Origin of the sequence: Paraburkholderia solitsugae, from assembly GCF_013177695.1 — a bacterium.
Lineage (GTDB): Bacteria > Pseudomonadota > Gammaproteobacteria > Burkholderiales > Burkholderiaceae > Paraburkholderia > Paraburkholderia solitsugae.
In genome coordinates, this window is the sequence record NZ_WOEY01000104.1 from 20,747 (window position 1) to 38,668 (window position 17,922).

Sequence of the window (17,922 nt, forward strand, 5' to 3'; positions counted from 1 at the left end):
CGCCTCTCTTAGCCGCCGCGTGCGGGCGGCTCAGTAATAAACGAAACCTTGGCGATACCGGCGCGCTCGCACTCGGTAATGACCCGGCCGATGAATTCATAACGCGCGCTCTGGTCACCGCGAACGTGCACTTCCGGTTGCGGCGTCATGACCGACACGGTTTTCAGGCGTGCCAGCAGCGTAGGCGCATCCACCTGCTTCTCGTTCCAGAAGAAATCGCCGTCGCGGTTGACCGCAATGACGATACTTTTGGGCGTCGTTTGCAGCGGCTGGATCGTCTCCTTCGGCAGTTGCACCGGCACCGTATGCGTCACCACCGGAATCGTGATCAGAAAGATGATCAGCAGAACCAGCATCACATCGACAAGCGGCGTGGTGTTGATACTGGAGATGACCTCGTCGTTATCATCCTGCCCAACGCTCATACCCATGACGGACTCCGCTTATTGGGCCAGCGCTGCTTCACGAGCCGAAGCGCGTGCCGAGCGTCGGCTGCCGGCGAGCAAGACGGTGTGCAGTTGTGCGCCGAACGCACGAACCCGCTCCATCACCGACTTGTTGCGGCGAACCAGGAAGTTGTAGCCAAGCACCGCCGGCACGGCCACGGCAAGGCCGATCGCGGTCATGATCAGCGCCTCGCCCACCGGGCCCGCGACCTTGTCGATCGACGCCTGGCCGGCAATACCGATTGCCGTCAGTGCGTGATAAATCCCCCACACCGTGCCGAACAGACCGACGAACGGCGCTGTCGAGCCGACCGTGCCGAGGAAGGCCAGACCGTCCTGCAGACGATTCGACACGTTGGTGATGGCACGCTCGACCGACGTATCGATCCACGTGTTGCGGTCGACCGCTTCGAGGAGTGCTTCGTCATGGTGTTCGCCTGCCTCGATCGCCGTTTCGGCGATGAAGCGGAACGGCGACGCTTCGTCGAGCAGCTTCGTGCCTTCGACCAGCGACGGCGCGGTCCACAGTTGTTCGTCGGCGCTCTTTGCACGGCGGTTCGCACGGAACTGCTCGAAGAACTTGGTGATCATGATGTACCAGCTGCCCATCGACATGAGCACCAGCAATATCAGCACGAAGCGTGCGACGAAGTCGCCGTTCTTCCAGAGCGCGCCAAGACCATACGGGTTGTTGACGGTTTCGGACGTGGCCGGCGCCGGCGGCGGTACCGCCTGGTCAGCGGCCGGGGCGGCCGTTTGCGGTGCGGCCGTGGCGGGCGCCGCAGCCGACGCGGTGGCGTCGCTAGCTTGCGCGTGGGCCATGTTCGGTGCCACAAAGGTATCCACCGTGGTTACGGCGAACAACAGGGTTGCCGCCAATGCGGCGAGAGTACGCTTTTTCATGCCTGCTCCAAGTTCATTAGTACAACTTCTAAACCAAGACTGATAAATCGCTACCGGTACCGAACAGCCTGTGGGTTTCAGTTCAGGTTAAACGAGAACGGAACTTGCACACGGACAGCCTGGCCTTGGGAAACGCACGTGAACTGCTTGACCGCGTTGAACGCAGCGCGATCGAGTGAGGAATCGTCCGCAGACTTGGCAACGCGTTCATTCGTAATATGGCCCTGTGCGTCGACTACGAATTCAATCAGCACATCGCCCGTCACGTTGTTCTCCTGCGCTTCCTTCGGGTAGCGAATCGACGAACGAATCTGATCCGAGTTCGGGCACACCACCCCGACTTCAGCACTTACGGGCTTGCTCGGCGCGGGAGGCGCCGGCGGTGCGGCCGCCACGGCGGGTGCCGATACGACCGGCGCTGACTGATGCGTGATGGTCGGTTGGGGCGGCGTTTGCACCTGCACTTCCGGCGGCGGCACGAACGGCGGCGGCGGCGGTGCGAACTTCGGCGGCGGCAATTGCACAGTGGGCAACGGCGGCGGCGGAGGCGGCTTCACCGGCTCGATGATTTTCGTTTCGATAGGATGCTGGATGACCTGCACGACCTTGGTGGCAAGGCCATTGATGAGCGCATAGATCAACACGATGTGCAGCAGCAGAACCACTGCGATACCGCCGAAACGGCGTACTGGGTTTTGCTGCTTGCGCCCAAACTCACGCGGGCGCCCTGGCCTCTCCATACGGGCCGTTACTGCCGGAAATTGCCCTTCGACTTTCGTACCCACCTTTACTCCTCCGGCGTGAACCGTCCATTTCTGTCACTGCAGCGCGCTTACATACGGCAACCAACGTTCACTTCAGACAACCGCATCCTTAGCCCATGCCTTTGATTTGCATTCCTACATTTAAGCTATAGGGCCCAACCCTGATTCAATGACATGGGTACAGCTGTACGACGCCGCAGCGGCAACTCATACCAGCCGAACTGCCATCTAAGTAGAACTACTAATAGATTATGTTCGACCCGCCCATTCCCGTCTGGCATGAACAGCTGGAGACAATTTGATCGAAGCGCGCTGCGGCTTCTGAACTTTTTGCGCGATTGTCACCTGCGTTTCATGGGAGGGAACGATAGCAGGACAAAAAATGCGTGGTCAAACTTTTTTTGATGGGAGCATACTAAGTTTAGAGAGAGCACTCTAACTAATGCCGTATTGGCGTCGCTTTAAAAGAATAAGCGCACGTCGAACGGAGGCGAGCGCACCTTGCGCGGCTCGCTCATTGGGACGCAGCCGCTAGTGCGGCCTCCCATTGCACGCCATGAACTGCTGACAGATCCGCTGGTGATACCTAGCGCGAAAAGCCCGCCCGGCGGGCTTTTCGCGATGGCTGCATGACAACCGGGAGCAGATCGCGAACAGTGTGTTTGACGTGATAGTCGAGCACCGGCGGAGGGCCGGCGTCGAAGGCGAGAAGATAGCAGAAGGAAAACTGCGTTTGAAAATCTTTTTAGCGGTATTTACGACACTCTAAACACACATTTCAATTACGTCATTTATATAATTACAACTTCATTCTAATTAATTACATATAGCCGACACAGCCGATAATGTCCGGCTTAGACACGCCGGGCGTCTCGACAACCGCACGTGGGTAAATTCAAGTGACGGTTGGCTGCGCGTAACCCGGCGCGTGCGGTTATTCGGACTGAACGACCCAGCCGGAGCAGCGCAACGTCGGTTGCGCCGCTCCGACGCCTCAACCGTTGGTTCCCTCGGCAGTCACCCGTGCCTTGTCGTTCTGCGTTCGTGCGAGCACGGGACGCAATGCTGCGCCGGTGTGGCTGGCGGCGACGCGGGATAATCCTTCGGGATCCGTAGCGGCGACAATGGTGCCGCCACCCACACCGCCTTCCGGGCCGAGATCGATGATCCAGTCCGCCTCGGCAATCACGTCGAGATCGTGCTCGATGACAACGACGCTATGGCCACCATCCGCGAGACGATGCAGCACGCGAATCAGCTTCGCGACGTCCGCCATATGCAAGCCGACAGTCGGTTCGTCCAGCACATACAGCGTGTGAGGCGCCTTCTGACCACGCCGGGTGATGTCGTCGCGCACCTTGCTCAACTCGGTGACGAGCTTGATACGCTGGGCTTCGCCGCCCGACAACGTAGGCGACGGCTGGCCAAGCGTCAGGTAACCGAGGCCGACATCTTTCATCAATTGCAATGGATGCGCGATGTTCGAGATCGGCGCGAAGAACTCGACGGCTTCGTCGATTTCCATGGTCAGCACGTCGCCGATATTCTTGCCGCGCCAGGTGACCGCCAGCGTCTCCGGGTTGAAGCGTTGCCCGTGGCAAACGTCGCACGGCACCTTCACGTCAGGCAGAAAGCTCATGCCGATGGTGCGCACGCCCTGCCCTTCGCAAGCAGGGCAGCGTCCTTCGCCGGTGTTGAACGAGAAACGCGATGCCGTGTAGCCACGCGCGCGCGCTTCGAGCGTGCCGGCGAACAGCTTGCGGATTGCATCCCACACGCCGATGTAGGTCGCCGGACACGACCGTGGTGTTTTACCGATTGGTGTCTGATCGACTTCGAGCACACGGTCGATGCTTTCCCAACCGGTGATCGAATCACACCCCTGCCATGCATGCGTGACGTTCAGCGGCGTGCGCGGCGCCGTGCGCGCCAACACGCTCGAGCGCCGGTTCGCCGCCGGCTGGGTCTCGGTCGCCGCACGCGCCCGCCGCGTGGCCGGCGACGACAACACCGAGCGCCCTACGGCATCCAGCAAATTGGTCATCAGCACGTCGCGCGCGAGCGTCGATTTGCCCGAACCGCTCACGCCGGTCACCGCCACCAGCCGTGAAAGCGGAATGCCCACGGTGACGTTCTGCAGGTTGTGCAGCTTGCCGCCGTGCACCGTCAGCCAGTTCTCCGGCACCGCGGCTACGCGTTTGCTCGACGCAACCACCTCGCGGCGCGGCTGCAACGGATGCACGATCGGATGGGCAAGAAACTGCCCGGTCACCGAATCGGGCTGCGCCGACAGATCGGCCACGCTGCCCTGCGCGACCAGTGTGCCGCCGCGCTTGCCCGCGCCCGGCCCGATATCGATGATGTGATCAGCACGCCGAATCGTGTCTTCGTCATGTTCGACCACAACCAGCGTATTGCCCTTTTCGCCCAGTTTTCGCAGGGCGTTGAGCAGAATCTGGTTGTCGCGCGGATGCAGACCGATGGTCGGTTCGTCGAGCACGTAGCACACGCCTTGCAGGTTGCTGCCCAGTTGCGCGGCGAGCCGGATACGCTGCGCTTCGCCGCCCGACAGGCTCGGCGCCGCACGATCGAGACTCAGATAACCGAGCCCGACCTCTTCCAGAAATTGCAGGCGGCTGCCGATTTCGCTGACTACATCGCGCGCGATTTCCGCGTCTCGACCGGTCATCTCCAACGTGTCGATCCACGCGCGCGTGTCGGACACCGTCCATTGCGCGACGTCGACAATGGCCTGTTCGCCGAACGTGACCGCGCGTGCGGTTGGGTTCAAACGCGTACCGGCACAATCCGCACACGGTTCGTCGACGAGACCTTCCGGCTCCTGTTCCTCGGACGGCAAGCTCTGCTCGCGGCCGCGGTTGTCGTCGACGATCACGGTATCGTCGTATGCCGCGCGTTGTTCGCGCGTCAATGCGAGGCCCGTGCCGACGCACGTCGTACACCAGCCATGCTTGCTGTTGTACGAGAACATGCGCGGGTCGAGTTCGGGATAGCTCGTGCCGCATACGGGGCAGGCGCGCTTGGTGGACAGTACCTTCACCGTGCCGAGTTTCGCCGTGGCATGGCCGCCGCTGATCGCGTCGTGCAAACCGTCGAGCGGCGCCAGCAGATGCATGACGCCCTTGCCGATTTCCAGCGTCTGGTCGAGCGCCTGGCGCAGTTCCGCTTCGTTGTCCGGCGACACGACGAGGTCGGTCACCGGCAACTCGATCGTGTGCTCGCGGAAACGATCGAGCTTCGGCCACGGGTCCACCGGCACGAACTCGCCGTCCACACGCAGATGCGTATTGCCACGCGCTTTCGCCCACTTCGCGAGATCGGTATAGACGCCCTTGCGATTCACGACCAGCGGCGCAAGAAAACCGACGTGCTGCCCTTTATGATCGCGCAGCAATTGCGCCGCAATCGATTCGACGCTTTGCGACGTGACCGGCGTGCCGTCGTGGATGCAATGTTGCAGACCGAGCTTCACATACAGCAGGCGCAGGAAGTGCCAGACTTCGGACGTGGTCGCCACCGTACTCTTGCGGCCGCCGCGCGACAAACGCTGTTCGATTGCGACGGTGGGCGGAATGCCATACACCGCGTCGACCTCGGGCCGCCCGGCCGGCTGCACGATGGAACGTGCGTACGCGTTGAGCGATTCGAGGTAACGGCGCTGCCCTTCGTGGAACAGAATGTCGAAGGCCAACGTGGACTTGCCCGAACCGGACACACCGGTAATCACGTTGAACTTGCCGTGCGGAATATCCACATCCAGCGCTTTCAGGTTGTGCTCGCGCGCATTGACGATGCGCACCACGTCCTCGCCTTCGATAGCCCGCCGCGCACGCGCCGCGCTCAGTGCCTTTTGCAGCGGGATGCCTTGCGACGCCGGATCGGCTGCGGCGCTCATGGCGCGGTCGTATTGCAGCAGCGCCTCGCCGGTATGCGATTCCGGGCAGAGCTTGACGTCTTCCGGCGTGCCCGCGCATAGCACCCTGCCGCCGCCATCGCCGCCTTCAGGACCGAGGTCGATCAGCCAGTCGGCTGCGCGGATCACGTCTAGATTGTGTTCGATCACGATCAGCGAATGGCCGCTCGCCAGCAGTTTGCCGAACGCCTGCATCAGCTTGGCGATGTCGTCGAAATGCAGACCGGTGGTCGGTTCGTCGAACATGAACAGGCGTTTTGCGACCGGCTGCTTCGCGCTGCGCGCGGTGCGCGCCTGCGCCGATTCCGCGAGGAAACCGGCCAGCTTGAGCCGCTGCGCTTCGCCGCCGGACAGCGTGGGCACCGGTTGGCCGAGCTTCACGTATTCGAGACCCACGTCGACGATCGGCTGCAGCACGCGCAATACTTCGGCATCCTTGGAGAAGTAAGCGGTGGCTTCGCTTACCGTCAATTCCAGCACATCGGCAATGCTCAAAGCACGCGCCGGTTCGCCGCGCTCGATTTTCACTTCGAGCAACTCGGCGCGATAACGGCGCCCATCGCAATCCGGGCAACGCAGGTAGACGTCGCTCAGGAACTGCATTTCGATGTGTTCAAAACCCGAGCCGCCGCAGGTCGGACAGCGCCCGTCGCCCGAGTTGAAGCTGAACATGCCGGGGCCGTAACCGCGTTGTTGCGCGAGTGGCGCCTTGGCGAAGAGCTTGCGGATTTCGTCGAAAGCGCCGACGTAGCTGGCCGGATTCGAGCGCGCGGTCTTGCCGATCGGCGACTGGTCGACGAACACCACGTCAGTGACCTGGTCGGCGCCCGTCAGGCGCCTGAATGCGCCCGGCGATTCGGTGGCGAGACCGAAGTGCCGCGCCATGGCCGGATGCAAAACATCCTGCAGCAAGGTGGACTTGCCGGAGCCCGACACGCCCGTGACGCAGACGAGCCGCTGCAGCGGAATCTCGACGGTGACGTCGCGCAGGTTGTGCTGGGTCGCGCCTTCGAGCACGATGCGCGGCGTGCTGTCATCCACCGGACGCTGCGACCAGTGCGCCGCGTCCGCCACATGCCGGCGACCACCCAGGTACTCGCCTGTCAGCGTGCCGGACGAGCGGATCGCCTCAGGCGCGCCGTCGTAAATAATCGAGCCGCCGCGCTCGCCTGGCCCCGGACCCATGTCGATCAGACGATCCGCCGCGAGCATCACCGAGGGATCGTGTTCGACCACCACCAGCGTGTTGCCCGCATCGCGCAGCCGATGCATGGCTTCGACGATCCGGTTCAGATCGCGCGGATGCAGGCCGATGCTCGGCTCGTCGAGCACGAACAGGGTTTTGGTCAGCGACGTGCCGAGCGCCGTGGTCAGGTTGATCCGCTGCACCTCGCCGCCCGACAGCGTGCGGCTTTGCCGGTCGAGCGTCAGATATCCGAGGCCGACGTCGCACAGATATTTGAGGCGCGTGCGCACTTCGGCGAGCAACAGCTTGAGTGCGTCGTCGAGCAGCGCGCTCGGCAGGTTGATCTCGTCGAAGAAACGCCGGATGCGTTCGATCGGCATCAGCATCAGATCGTGCACCGTCAGACCCGGCAACGCCTCGAGTTGCGCACGCGTCCACTCGACGCCGCGCGGCATGAAGCGCTTTTCGGCCGCGAGCCCCTCGTCCGCATTCTGCTTGCTGCCGAGGCGCCATAACAGCGATTCCGTTTTCAAACGCGCGCCGCCACAGGTCTCGCACGGCGTATAGCTGCGGTACTTCGACAGCAGCACGCGGATGTGCATCTTGTACGCTTTCGATTCGAGATATTCGAAGAAGCGTTTGACGCCATACCAATGACTTTGCCACTTGCCGTTCCAGTCCGGCGAACCGTTGATGACCCAGTCGCGCTCGGCATCCGTCAGCTCGCCCCAAGGCGTGCCGCGGCGGATATCAGCTTTTGCCGCGTAGCGCATCAGGTCGTCCTGGCACTCCTTCCAGGCCGGTGTTTGCATCGGCTTGATCGCGCCGTCGCGCAGCGTCTTGCGCGCGTCGGGAATCACCAGACCGAGGTCGACACCGATCACGCGGCCGAAACCGCGGCAGACCTCGCATGCGCCGTAAGCCGAATTGAACGAGAACAGCGCCGGCTGCGGATCCGCATAGCGCAGGTCACTCTCGGGGCTGTGAAGGCCGGTGGAGAAACGCCAGATTTGCGGTTCAGGTTCTTTCGCCTCCGGCGCTTCTGGCGCGGCAGGCAGCACGTAGATGTTGACACGGCCGCCACCGCGCTTGAGCGAGGCCTCGATGGCCTCGACCACGCGCGGCTTCTCGACCGCGCTTAGGCGGAAGCGGTCGGCCACCACGTCGAGCAGCTTGCGCTTGCCGGTCGGCGAATCGACTTCGCGCTGCGCCTGTACACGCGTGTAACCGCTCGCGGAGAGCCATTGCTCCACTTCCTGCTCGGACGCCGTGTCCGGCAACTCGACCGGAAACGTGACGACCAGCCGCGGATCATGCCCCGCAGTGCGCTCGAGCAGCTCGGCATAGATCGTTTCGGGCGTGTCGTGGCGCACCTGCTGGGCGGTCTTGCGATCGAACAGTTCGGCCGCGCGCGCGTAGAGGAGCTTCAGGTGATCGTTGAGCTCCGTCATGGTGCCGACGGTGGAACGCGAACTGCGCACCGGGTTGGTCTGGTCGATCGCGATGGCGGGCGGCACGCCGTCGACCCGGTCGACTTGCGGCCGGTCCATGCGGTCGAGAAACTGCCGGGCGTAGGCGCTGAAGGTTTCGACGTAGCGCCGCTGCCCTTCCGCGTACAACGTGTCGAACACGAGGCTCGATTTGCCGGAACCGGATGGGCCGGTGACGACCGTCATTTCGCCGGTTCGTACGTCGAGATCGACGTTCTTCAGGTTGTGTTGACGCGCGCCGCGAATGCGGATTAGGTTATTGGAAGCCAATTTTTCCGACCGTCTGAATGAGTGGACCACCTCTCACGGACGCCTCGCGACCGCGCAAGTTCGGGACACCTGGCCAGCGGGAGGACACGCCAAAGGCCAGGTTGCAGCGGGATACTATACTGTATATTTATATGGGCTATCCATTTAGCTCCACTTGCGCCATGATCGAGTGGTGAGCGAACTCAAGCATACCCCGACTGCCGGTGAAGATTTCCCTCGAACATGGAGCCAGTTTCTGGACTGGTTTGCAACCGAGGATGACTGTCTTCGCTATCTCGAACGGTTGCGCTGGCGTGACGGGTTTGTGTGCCCGTCCTGTGCAAGCACGGACGCCCCCTATCGTGCCAGCCGCGCCCGGCTAATGTGCCAATCCTGCCGTCATCAGGGCACGGTCACGGCGGGCACAATCTTCGAGAAGACGCGCACACCCTTAAAGGTCTGGCTGGCGGCGGCCTGGTATATAACCAGCCAGAAACATGGCGTCAGCGCTTTGGGATTGCAGCGGGTATTGGGGCTGGGCAGTTATCAAACGGCATGGACCATGCTGCACCGCTTTCGTCGGGCGATGGTCAGGCCGGGGCGCGAGCGGCTGGCCGGCATGGTTGAGGTTGATGAGGTCTATCTGGCCATTCACGACCGGCGAGTCGCCCAGTCAAGTGCCGGGCGCAAGAGCCACACGACCAAGGCTCTCATTGCGGTGGCCGTGGAAATCCTGGAACCCAAAGGTTTCGGACGTATCCGTTTGCAACCCATTGCCGACGATACCTCCGCATGCGTTTTGCCCTTCGTGCGGGAGGTTGTGGAACCCGGCTCGTTACTTCACACCGATGGCTCCTCCATCTATCATGGCCTGACCGAAGAGGGTTATCAGCATAAGCGGATCGTCATGAGTGGCGCTGACAGCCCCGCACATATCTCGATGCCGGGCGTGCACCGCGTGTCGGCACTGCTTAAGCGCTGGCTGCTTGGCACCCACCACGGTGCCGTGAAGCCACTCCAACTCGACCATTATCTCGACGAGTTTGTGTTTCGCTTCAACCGCCGGACCTCGCGTTCCCGCGGCCAGCTCTTTTACCGCCTGCTTGAGCAGGCCGTAGTGGCCGAACCCGTCACGTATCGCCAGATCGCGCAACGTCCGCCAAAGGTCAAAGCTTCACCATAATGTGAAATTGTGGAGCTAAATGGATAGCCCTTATATTTATACAGTTTTCCATGACGCGGCACGGTTGCGCGCTCGCAGCGCTTCGGGCCATGAATGGCGACGCTGAGCGCGCCCCGATCAACCGATTGGGGCGCGCTCAGCCGTTTCAGGAGGGACCGCGCAGCGTTCAGGAGGTGGCGACGGAGGGTGGGAATTGCAAGGCTTTGCTGCGCGGCGCCGCACGCAAGCTGGGTCTAGCTGGGTCTAGCCGTAAGCGCTTTCCACGCGAAGCCGGCCCGCCATCGGCGGCGCCGGTTCCGAAGCCGCCCGCATCACCCCGCTTCCGGCCAGCGCATAAGCCACGCAGCGTTTTGCCAGCACCTCGGTCGGATCGACAAGCTGCACCACCCGCCCGTCTGGCCGCGCCAGCGTTGAACCGCGCAGCAGCAGCGGCAACTCAGTGCAGCCCAGCACGATGACCTGCACGCCTTGCGCGACCAGGTCATCCACCGCTGCGGCGACGTCGTCACAGCACTCGCCTGACGTGTAGCCCGCCTTGGCGCCGCGCGCCCCGTAAATCGCGTTCATGAGCCGGGCCTGGGCGGCCTCCGCCGGCGCGACCTGCACGAGGCCGCACGCTTCGAGCGGCTTCTCATAGACCCCGCTCGCCAGCGTGCCCGAGGTGGCCAGCACACCGACTTCGCGCAGGCTCGGGAAAGTCTCGCGCAGATAATCGGCGGTACAGGTCAGCATATTGACGATCGGAACGCTCAACGACGGCTGGATCCGTTCGACGAACGCATGCGCCGTATTGCAGGGAATCGCGATGAGATCGGCGCCACCCTCTTCGAGCTTCTTACAGGCGGCGTAGAGCGCGAGTGTCGGATCGTCCCCATTGCCGAGCAGCGCTTCAGTGCGGTCCGGAATCTGCGGATTTTGCTCGACCATCACCTTGATGTGGTCCTGATCGCGCGCGGCCGGTGTGTTGCGCACCAGTTTCGCCATGAAATCGACCGTCGCCGCCGGGCCGATACCGCCCAGCACGCCGACCTTGAAACTTCGCTCCGGCTGCGAATATTGCGCCGCCGCGACGTAGCGTGCATAGACCAGATTGCTATCGACGAACGGCACTTCCAGCGCGCCGAGCCAGCGCGCCACCAGAGAGATTTCGGCGAGCCCAGGCACGATGATCTCGGCGCCTTGCGCAATGAGGTCCGCACACGCCGCGCGCAGCAACTCGACTGGCTGGCCGTAAAGATGACCGCTTTTAATGCCTTCGTCGCTGTACACAGCACGCGTTACGCGATCGACGCCCGCTTCGTTGCGCGGATGCAGGACGTCGAACTGCGCGCTGTCGAAATAGCGTTCGAAGAGACCGTTACCGCGAATCGCGTCGGACGTCAGCACGCCGACGCGGCGAACCGACGGAAACGCTTGCCGCACATGCGCAAGGAGCGCAGCCATGAGGTTGGCGATCGGTAAAGCCACGTTCGCCGAGAGTTCGTCGATGAAGGTGTGACTGAGGAAGCACGGCAAGACGATCGCATCGACACCGCGTTTCTCGAAGGCGCGAATCGTATCGAACACGTGGATCTTGAACCGCGCGCTCGCGGCGCTTTGCGAAGCCGGTCCAGGCCATGATTGCTGCTCAAGGACGAAGTCGAATGGTTTGGCCGCGCCGGGCCGGCGCCAGGCGGTGCTCATCCTGCTCAACACGTCGACGCTGGCGAGCGCCGACGCCCCTGTCACGACACCCAGCGAAAGATGACGATACATGGTGGCTTCCCCTGTCGTTTTTCATTTCGCCTTGATATTAGGATGCTTTTGGGGATTCAGGATGGTGTTAACCACGAAATAGCGGGTTTATGCCTGGGGCACTTCGACAACCCCTCGCGCCTCGCCTCGCTTGCGGCGCTCCAACGTGCTGATACACACCAGCGAGACCCCGGCGAGGCAACTGTAAAACACCGCCAACGGCCACCATGCGCCCGGATATCGATGCGCGAGCAACGTCCCGATCAAAGGCGTCAACCCGCCCGCCAGTGCGGCGCACACCTGATAAGACAACGAAATGGCCGAATACCGGACCCGCACCTCGAACGCGGTCGACATGAAACCGGCCATCACCGCATAAGAACTCGACATGCACATCACCGCCAGCGCGATGCCGACCACGATCGCCACGGGCCGCCCAGTCGATACCAGCGCGAACATCGGATACGGCGAAAGCATCGCCAACGCCGCCGCGCCCTTCAAAAACCTTCCAGTACCGATCCGTTGCGCAAACCACCCGGAACCCAGTTGCGTGAACAACTGAATAAACGCCACCACAAACAGACAATCGAGAATCAGCGAACGGTCGAGCCCAAGCGTCTGCGTCGTGTAGTTCAGCATGAACGTGTTGACGAACCAGGCGCCGGCCACGCCGATCACATTCGCGCCAAGACACAACAGCACCGTGCGCCATGCGTCGCGCACCACCTCGGCGACCGGCAGCGCCGCCACTCGCCGTTGCGCTTTCAGCGCCTTGAATTCGGGCGATTCGTCGACACCCGCGCGGATCAGCAAACCCACCACGAGCAACACTGCGCTGGCGAGAAACGGCAGGCGCCAGCCCCAGCTAAGAAACGCTTCCTTATCCATCGACGCCACCGCGCGAAACGCGAGCAGCGACAGGATCAACCCCGCCGGACTGCCGAGCTGCGCAAACGAAGCGAAAAAGGTACGCCGTCCCTGCGGCGCATGTTCGCTTGCCATCAGCACCGCGCCGCCCCACTCGCCGCCGATTGCGATGCCCTGCGCCACACGCAGCAGCACCAGCAACACAGGCGCCCATACGCCGGCATCCGCGTACGTCGGCAGGAAACCGATGCCGACCGTGCCGACGCCCATGATCGCCAGCGTCGCCACGAGCGCCTTCTTGCGGCCGATACGGTCGCCGAGGTGACCGAACACGAGGCCGCCGAACGGCCGCGCGAAAAAGCCCACCGCGAAGGTGCCGAACGAAGCCAGCGTGGCGAAGAACGGGTCGCTGCCCGGGAAAAACAGCTTGCCGAAAATCAGCGCGGATGCGGTGGCGTAAATGTAAAAGTCGTACCACTCGATCGTGGTGCCCACAAATGCCGCTGCTGCGGCGCGGGTGGGTTGCCGGCCTGCGGCGTGGTCGTCTGGCTCGCGATTCATGTCTTTCGTCTCCAAGGTCTTTCTTCTGGATGGCGCGGCTTCTTCGTGCCGTCACCGGAAAACTGCTGCCAACGGTCAGGCTTTCAGTACGCCCGCTTCGAGCAAACGCTGCTGGGTTGCCGTGTCGATACCCAGTGCGTCGAGTACCTTGCGTGTGTCGCCGCCAAGCGTCGGCGGCACACTGCGATACGTGGCCGGTGTGCGCGACAGCTTGATCGGCGACGCCGTGCCGCGATACTCGCCCATCTCGATCACCATGCCGCGATGCAGCGTATGCGGATGGCGCGCGACGACGTCGACGGTTTGCACCGGCCCGCACGGCACGCCTGCATTGATCAATGCCTGCGCGAGCGGCTCGCAATCATGCGATGCGAGCAAGCGCTCGAGCGCGTCCTTCAGCGGCTCGCGATGTGCACAGCGGCTGCGGTTATCCACGTAGCGCGGATCCTCTGCCAGTTCCGGTGCGCCGAGATGCGCGCACAGGCGCGCGAACTGCCGGTCGTTGCCGACGGCGAGAAAAATCGGCGCAGTCGCGGTGCGATAGCTGTCGTAAGGCGTGATGTTCGGATGCGCGTTGCCGCTGCGCTGGGGCGTGTGGCCCGAGCCGAAATAGTTCGGCAGATGCGGATGCAGGAGCGACACGCCGCAGTCGTACAGCGCGATATCGATCGATTGGCCACGCCCGCTTTTCGTGCGCTCCGCCAGCGCCAGCAGAATGCCGGCCAGCGCATTCAAACCGGTGACCATGTCGACGACCGGCAAGCCGACACGCGTCGCCGGTCCGTCGCGTTCACCGTTCACGCTCATCAAGCCGGTCATCGCCTGAATCGCGGCGTCGTAGCCCGGCAAGCCGCCGAGCGGGCCATCGGGACCGAAGCCCGATACCGCGCAATGAATCAGCTTCGGGAAACGCTCGCGCAAATCACGCTCGTAGTCCATGCCCCAGCGCGCGAGCGTGCCGGGCTTGAAGTTCTCGACCAGCACGTCGGCGTCTTCGAGCAGCTTCCACAGGATGTCCCGGCCTTCGTCACGTGACAGATCGACCGCGATGCCCTGCTTGTTGCGGTTGACGCCAGCGAAATACCACGCGGTGTCACCGTAGAACGGAGGCCCCCAACCGCGCGTTTCGTCGCCGCCGGGGGGCTCCAGCTTGATGACCTGGGCGCCGTGATCAGCCAGTGCCTGAGTGCAGTAAGGGCCGCCGAGTACACGACTGAGGTCGATGACTTTGATGCCTTGTAACGCGCCTTGCGTGTGGCGCGTGTCCTGGGCGTCCAGGGCGTCCTGCGTCTGCTTCGTCTGCTTCCTGTGCCGTGCGTCCTGCGTGGCATCGTTCACATGTTCGGTCATTGCTCGCTCTCTACCGGCAGCAGTTGCAGCGCCTGATCGACCGTCACGCCGCGGGCATTGACCAGTGCATCGATGACGCTGTTTTCATCCGAAGACGTCTGCACGTCGAGCGGATCGAACGGCAACAGCTTGTGCCGCAACACCAGGTGACTCAGCGCGAGACGCCGGAAATCCGGCGCGAGGCGCGCGCCTTCACAAGCCATGAGTACGGCAGTGCTCGCGTGATACAAGGCCGTGCCCGCCTGTCGGACCGATTCATCGCGACCGCACTCGGCGACGCTCACCAGGGCATCGCAAGCGCGAGTCAAGGTAGAACGAAGCACCTTCATACTCCCAGCCGGCAAGCCTGCCGTGCCGAGCATATCCTGCAGATACGTGCGCAGCGGTTCGAGTGCGCCGTCCCGTTTTGCCGCGCGCGCGACGTCGAGCGCGACGATGTTGCTGGTGCCTTCCCAGATCGAACCGAGATGCGCGTCGCGCACGAGACGCGCGTCGCTCCACTCTTCGATGTAACCCGTGCCGCCGCGCACTTCCATCGCGTCGCCGGTCACGCGACGGGCATCGCGGCAAGCGCGGAACTTGATCAGCGGCGTGAGGATGCGCACGCATTTCGCCGCCTGCCGATCGCCGGCGTCGGCCTTTTCCAGCAGCAAGGCGATCTGCATGAACATCGAGCGAGCCTGCTCCGCGGGCAGCATCATCTTGAGCAATTGCCGCTGCATCAGCGGCATATCGATCAGCTTGCGGCCGAACGCTTCGCGATGGCGCGCGATGTGCAACGCCTCGGTCAACGCGCGGCGCATCAGACCCGCCGCACGCACGCCGTTCGACAGACGCGACATGTTGATCATGTCGGCCATCTGGTGGAAGCCGCGCCCCACTTCGCCGATCAGATACGCCACGGCCCCTTCCAGCACGATCTCGCCGCTCGCCATCGAGCGGCTGCCGAGCTTGTCCTTCAGACGCACGATCCGATAGCTGTTGCGCGAACCATCGGGCAGCGTTTTCGGCAGCAGGAACAGCCCAAGGCCGTTGATACCGGCAGGCGCATTGTCCACATGCGCGAGCACCATCGCGAGATCGGCGTCGGCGTTCGAACAGAACCATTTGTCACCGCAGAGACGCCACGTTTCTTCACCATTCACGCCGGTTTCGAGCGCCGCACGCGTCGCGATACGGGCGACATCCGAACCCGCCGCCTGTTCGGTCATGAACATCGCGCCCTGAAACAACGTGTCGAAATCGCGCGACGCCAGCATCGGCATAAATCGCGCGACCAGTTCGGGGGCGCCGAATTTGCGCAGCGTACGCGTGAGCGAATCGGTCATGCTGACGGGGCAGCACAGGCCGAATTCCGCCTGCACGAACAGGAAGGTCAGCGCGTATTTGACCAGCGGCGGCGGCGCTTTCTTACCTTCGCGGGTGTCGTGGCTCATCGACGCCAGCCCCAATTCCGCGTAGGCCACGCGTTCGAGCGCGACGTAATCGGGATGCTTGTCGATGCTTTGCAGCGCTTCGCCGCGCCGCGTGCGATGCCGCAATTGCGGCGGATTCCTGTCGGCGGACAGTGCCCAGACGTCGAGTTCGTCGGACGCTCGCTGGCCTAGGGAAACGAGCTGGCTTTCGAGTTCCTGATACAGCGCGTCGCCGAGATGCAATTTGAGCAAACGGGCGAAGTCGGGATCGCTGCTGAAGAAGTTGATGCCCCGGCTGTCGGGAATATTGGACGAGCCGTGTGCCGGCTGCGCGGTGATTTCGCTCATGCGTGTCTCCTTTGTGGATGGAGCATAGAAGCGGCTTTGATAATCGTCTAATACAACTTATATCCGGTACGATAGACGTTGCTTATCGATGGAAGAACCGGAGACTGCCGTGGACCTGAAGCAATTACGCTATTTCGTGGCGGTCGCCGAGGAATTGCATTTCGGCCGCGCGGCCAAACGTCTGTTCATTTCGCAGCCGGCGCTCAGTTTCGACATCCGCAAGTTCGAGGACCAGTTGGGGGTGCAACTGCTCGCACGCACCAACAAGACGGTCGCGCTGACGAACGCGGGGCAGGTGCTGCTGGGCGAGGCGCGCCGCTTGCTGCTGCAGGCTGGCGAAGCCGAACGCATCACGGTTCGATCGGCGCACGGGCTGGCTGGCCGCTTGCGCATCGGCTTTGTGAATTCGATGTTGTATCGCGGTATGCCGCAGGCGGTGAGTCGTTTCGAGGCTGACTACCCGGGTGTCGAAATCGTTCTGAAGGAGATGAACACCAGCGAGCAGGTGCATGCGATCCAGCGGATGCAGATCGACATGGGCTGTGCGCATTGGGGCAATTTTCCGTCGGATGTGATTTCGACGCCGATTTTTTCCGAGCCGTTTTTGTGTTGCTTACCGGTTGATCATCCGCTGGCGCGAAAGCGCAGGGTTGATTTGCGGGCGTTGGCGCAGGAGCCGTTTATTCTGTTTCCGCGCACGGTGTCGCCGCATTATCACGATCTGATCATCGCGCAGTGTGTGGGGGCTGGGTTTAGTCCGTTGATTCGCCATGAGGCGCGGTTGTGGCAGACCGTTGTGACGATGGTCGGGTTTGGGATGGGGGTGGCGTTGGTGCCGTTTACCTTGCGGCAGGTGCAGGATCCACGGGTTTGCTTTTTGCCCTTGCAGGGCGAGACGCTTTTGTCGCAGGTTTTGCTTTTGCGAAGGGCGGGGGATTCGGAGCCTGTCGCGGATCGGTTTGTTGAGTATCTTGAGAAGGGGAAATAAGGGTTTTTTCGCCTGCGCGGCGCTTTGTTTCTGTATGCCTGCGGCGTTGGGCTTTGCTTTGGTTTGTTTGCCTGCGCGGCGCTTGTTTCTGTGTGCCTACGGCGTTGGCCTTTCCTTGATCTGTCAGCCTGCGCGGCGCTTTGTTTCTGTGTGCCTACGGCGTTGGCCTTTCCTTGATCTGTTAGCCTGCGCGGTGCTTTGTTTCTGTGTGCCTACGGCGTTGGCCTTTCCTTGATCTGTTAGCCTGCGCGGCGCTTTGTTTCTGTGTGCCTACGGTGTTGGCCTTTCCTTGATTTGATATTGGTTTATTAGCGTCGCCCCTGTGCGGGGCAGGCACCTACTTTTCTTTGCCAGCTATGTCTCCGGTCTATACACCGGCCGCAAAGAAAAGCAACCGTATTGGAAGTCAAGCGGCGAACCGGTGTTCAAGGTGGCAGCTGTCAGCCGCAGGGAGCAATTTACGGGCGCGAGTTGTCCTCGCGACCTGCACGATTGAGCGACCTG

The 17,922-nt window shown here is 62.5% G+C and carries 10 protein-coding genes; 2 read left to right on the forward strand and 8 right to left on the reverse strand.

Features of this window, described 5'->3' with window-relative positions; translation table 11 throughout:
• Positions 1–8 precede the first annotated feature (8 nt).
• The 4 genes from GNZ12_RS26640 to uvrA all read right to left on the reverse strand — a co-directional run bounded on the left by GNZ12_RS26640 (position 9) and on the right by uvrA (position 9,023).
• The gene (locus GNZ12_RS26640) at positions 9–431 is read right to left on the reverse strand and encodes an ExbD/TolR family protein (RefSeq protein WP_172315184.1); all 423 of its coding nucleotides are present in this window, start codon (positions 429–431) and stop codon (positions 9–11) included.
• 12 nt (positions 432–443) lie between these two features.
• Positions 444–1,349, reverse strand: coding sequence for a MotA/TolQ/ExbB proton channel family protein (locus tag GNZ12_RS26645; protein WP_172315185.1), 906 nt, complete (start codon positions 1,347–1,349; stop codon positions 444–446).
• Between the two features lie 77 nt (positions 1,350–1,426).
• Positions 1,427–2,089, reverse strand: a complete 663-nt coding sequence (locus GNZ12_RS26650; protein ID WP_172315192.1) for an energy transducer TonB — start codon at positions 2,087–2,089, stop codon at positions 1,427–1,429.
• A 1,018-nt stretch (positions 2,090–3,107) separates the two neighbouring features.
• The gene (gene uvrA / locus GNZ12_RS26655) at positions 3,108–9,023 is read right to left on the reverse strand and encodes an excinuclease ABC subunit UvrA (protein WP_407947734.1); all 5,916 of its coding nucleotides are present in this window, start codon (positions 9,021–9,023) and stop codon (positions 3,108–3,110) included.
• 142 nt (positions 9,024–9,165) lie between these two features.
• Between uvrA and GNZ12_RS26660 the strand changes: the two genes are divergently transcribed.
• A complete protein-coding gene (locus tag GNZ12_RS26660; RefSeq protein WP_172311230.1) occupies positions 9,166–10,155 on the forward strand; it encodes an IS1595 family transposase in 990 nt (329 codons plus the stop codon).
• Positions 10,156–10,398: 243 nt separating this feature from the next.
• Here the strand turns inward: GNZ12_RS26660 and cuyB are convergent, their stop codons facing one another.
• The 4 genes from cuyB to GNZ12_RS26680 all read right to left on the reverse strand — a co-directional run bounded on the left by cuyB (position 10,399) and on the right by GNZ12_RS26680 (position 16,430).
• A complete protein-coding gene (gene cuyB / locus GNZ12_RS26665) occupies positions 10,399–11,910 on the reverse strand; it encodes a cysteate racemase (RefSeq protein ID WP_172315187.1) in 1,512 nt (503 codons plus the stop codon).
• A gap of 87 nt (positions 11,911–11,997) precedes the next feature.
• Positions 11,998–13,317, reverse strand: coding sequence for an MFS transporter (locus tag GNZ12_RS26670; RefSeq protein ID WP_172315188.1), 1,320 nt, complete (start codon positions 13,315–13,317; stop codon positions 11,998–12,000).
• A 75-nt stretch (positions 13,318–13,392) separates the two neighbouring features.
• Positions 13,393–14,667 carry a CaiB/BaiF CoA transferase family protein gene (locus GNZ12_RS26675; protein ID WP_235993898.1) on the reverse strand — a complete coding sequence of 425 codons (1,275 nt, stop codon included), beginning with the start codon at positions 14,665–14,667 and terminating at the stop codon, positions 13,393–13,395.
• Positions 14,664–16,430, reverse strand: a complete 1,767-nt coding sequence (locus GNZ12_RS26680) for an acyl-CoA dehydrogenase family protein (protein ID WP_172315189.1) — start codon at positions 16,428–16,430, stop codon at positions 14,664–14,666. Before GNZ12_RS26680 ends, GNZ12_RS26675 begins: the two co-directional genes overlap by 4 nt.
• Before the next feature lie 109 nt (positions 16,431–16,539).
• Between GNZ12_RS26680 and GNZ12_RS26685 the strand changes: the two genes are divergently transcribed.
• Positions 16,540–17,418 (forward strand): LysR family transcriptional regulator, encoded by an 879-nt coding sequence (locus GNZ12_RS26685; RefSeq protein WP_172315190.1) that lies wholly within the window; start codon positions 16,540–16,542, stop codon positions 17,416–17,418.
• The last annotated feature ends 504 nt before the right edge of the window (positions 17,419–17,922 follow it).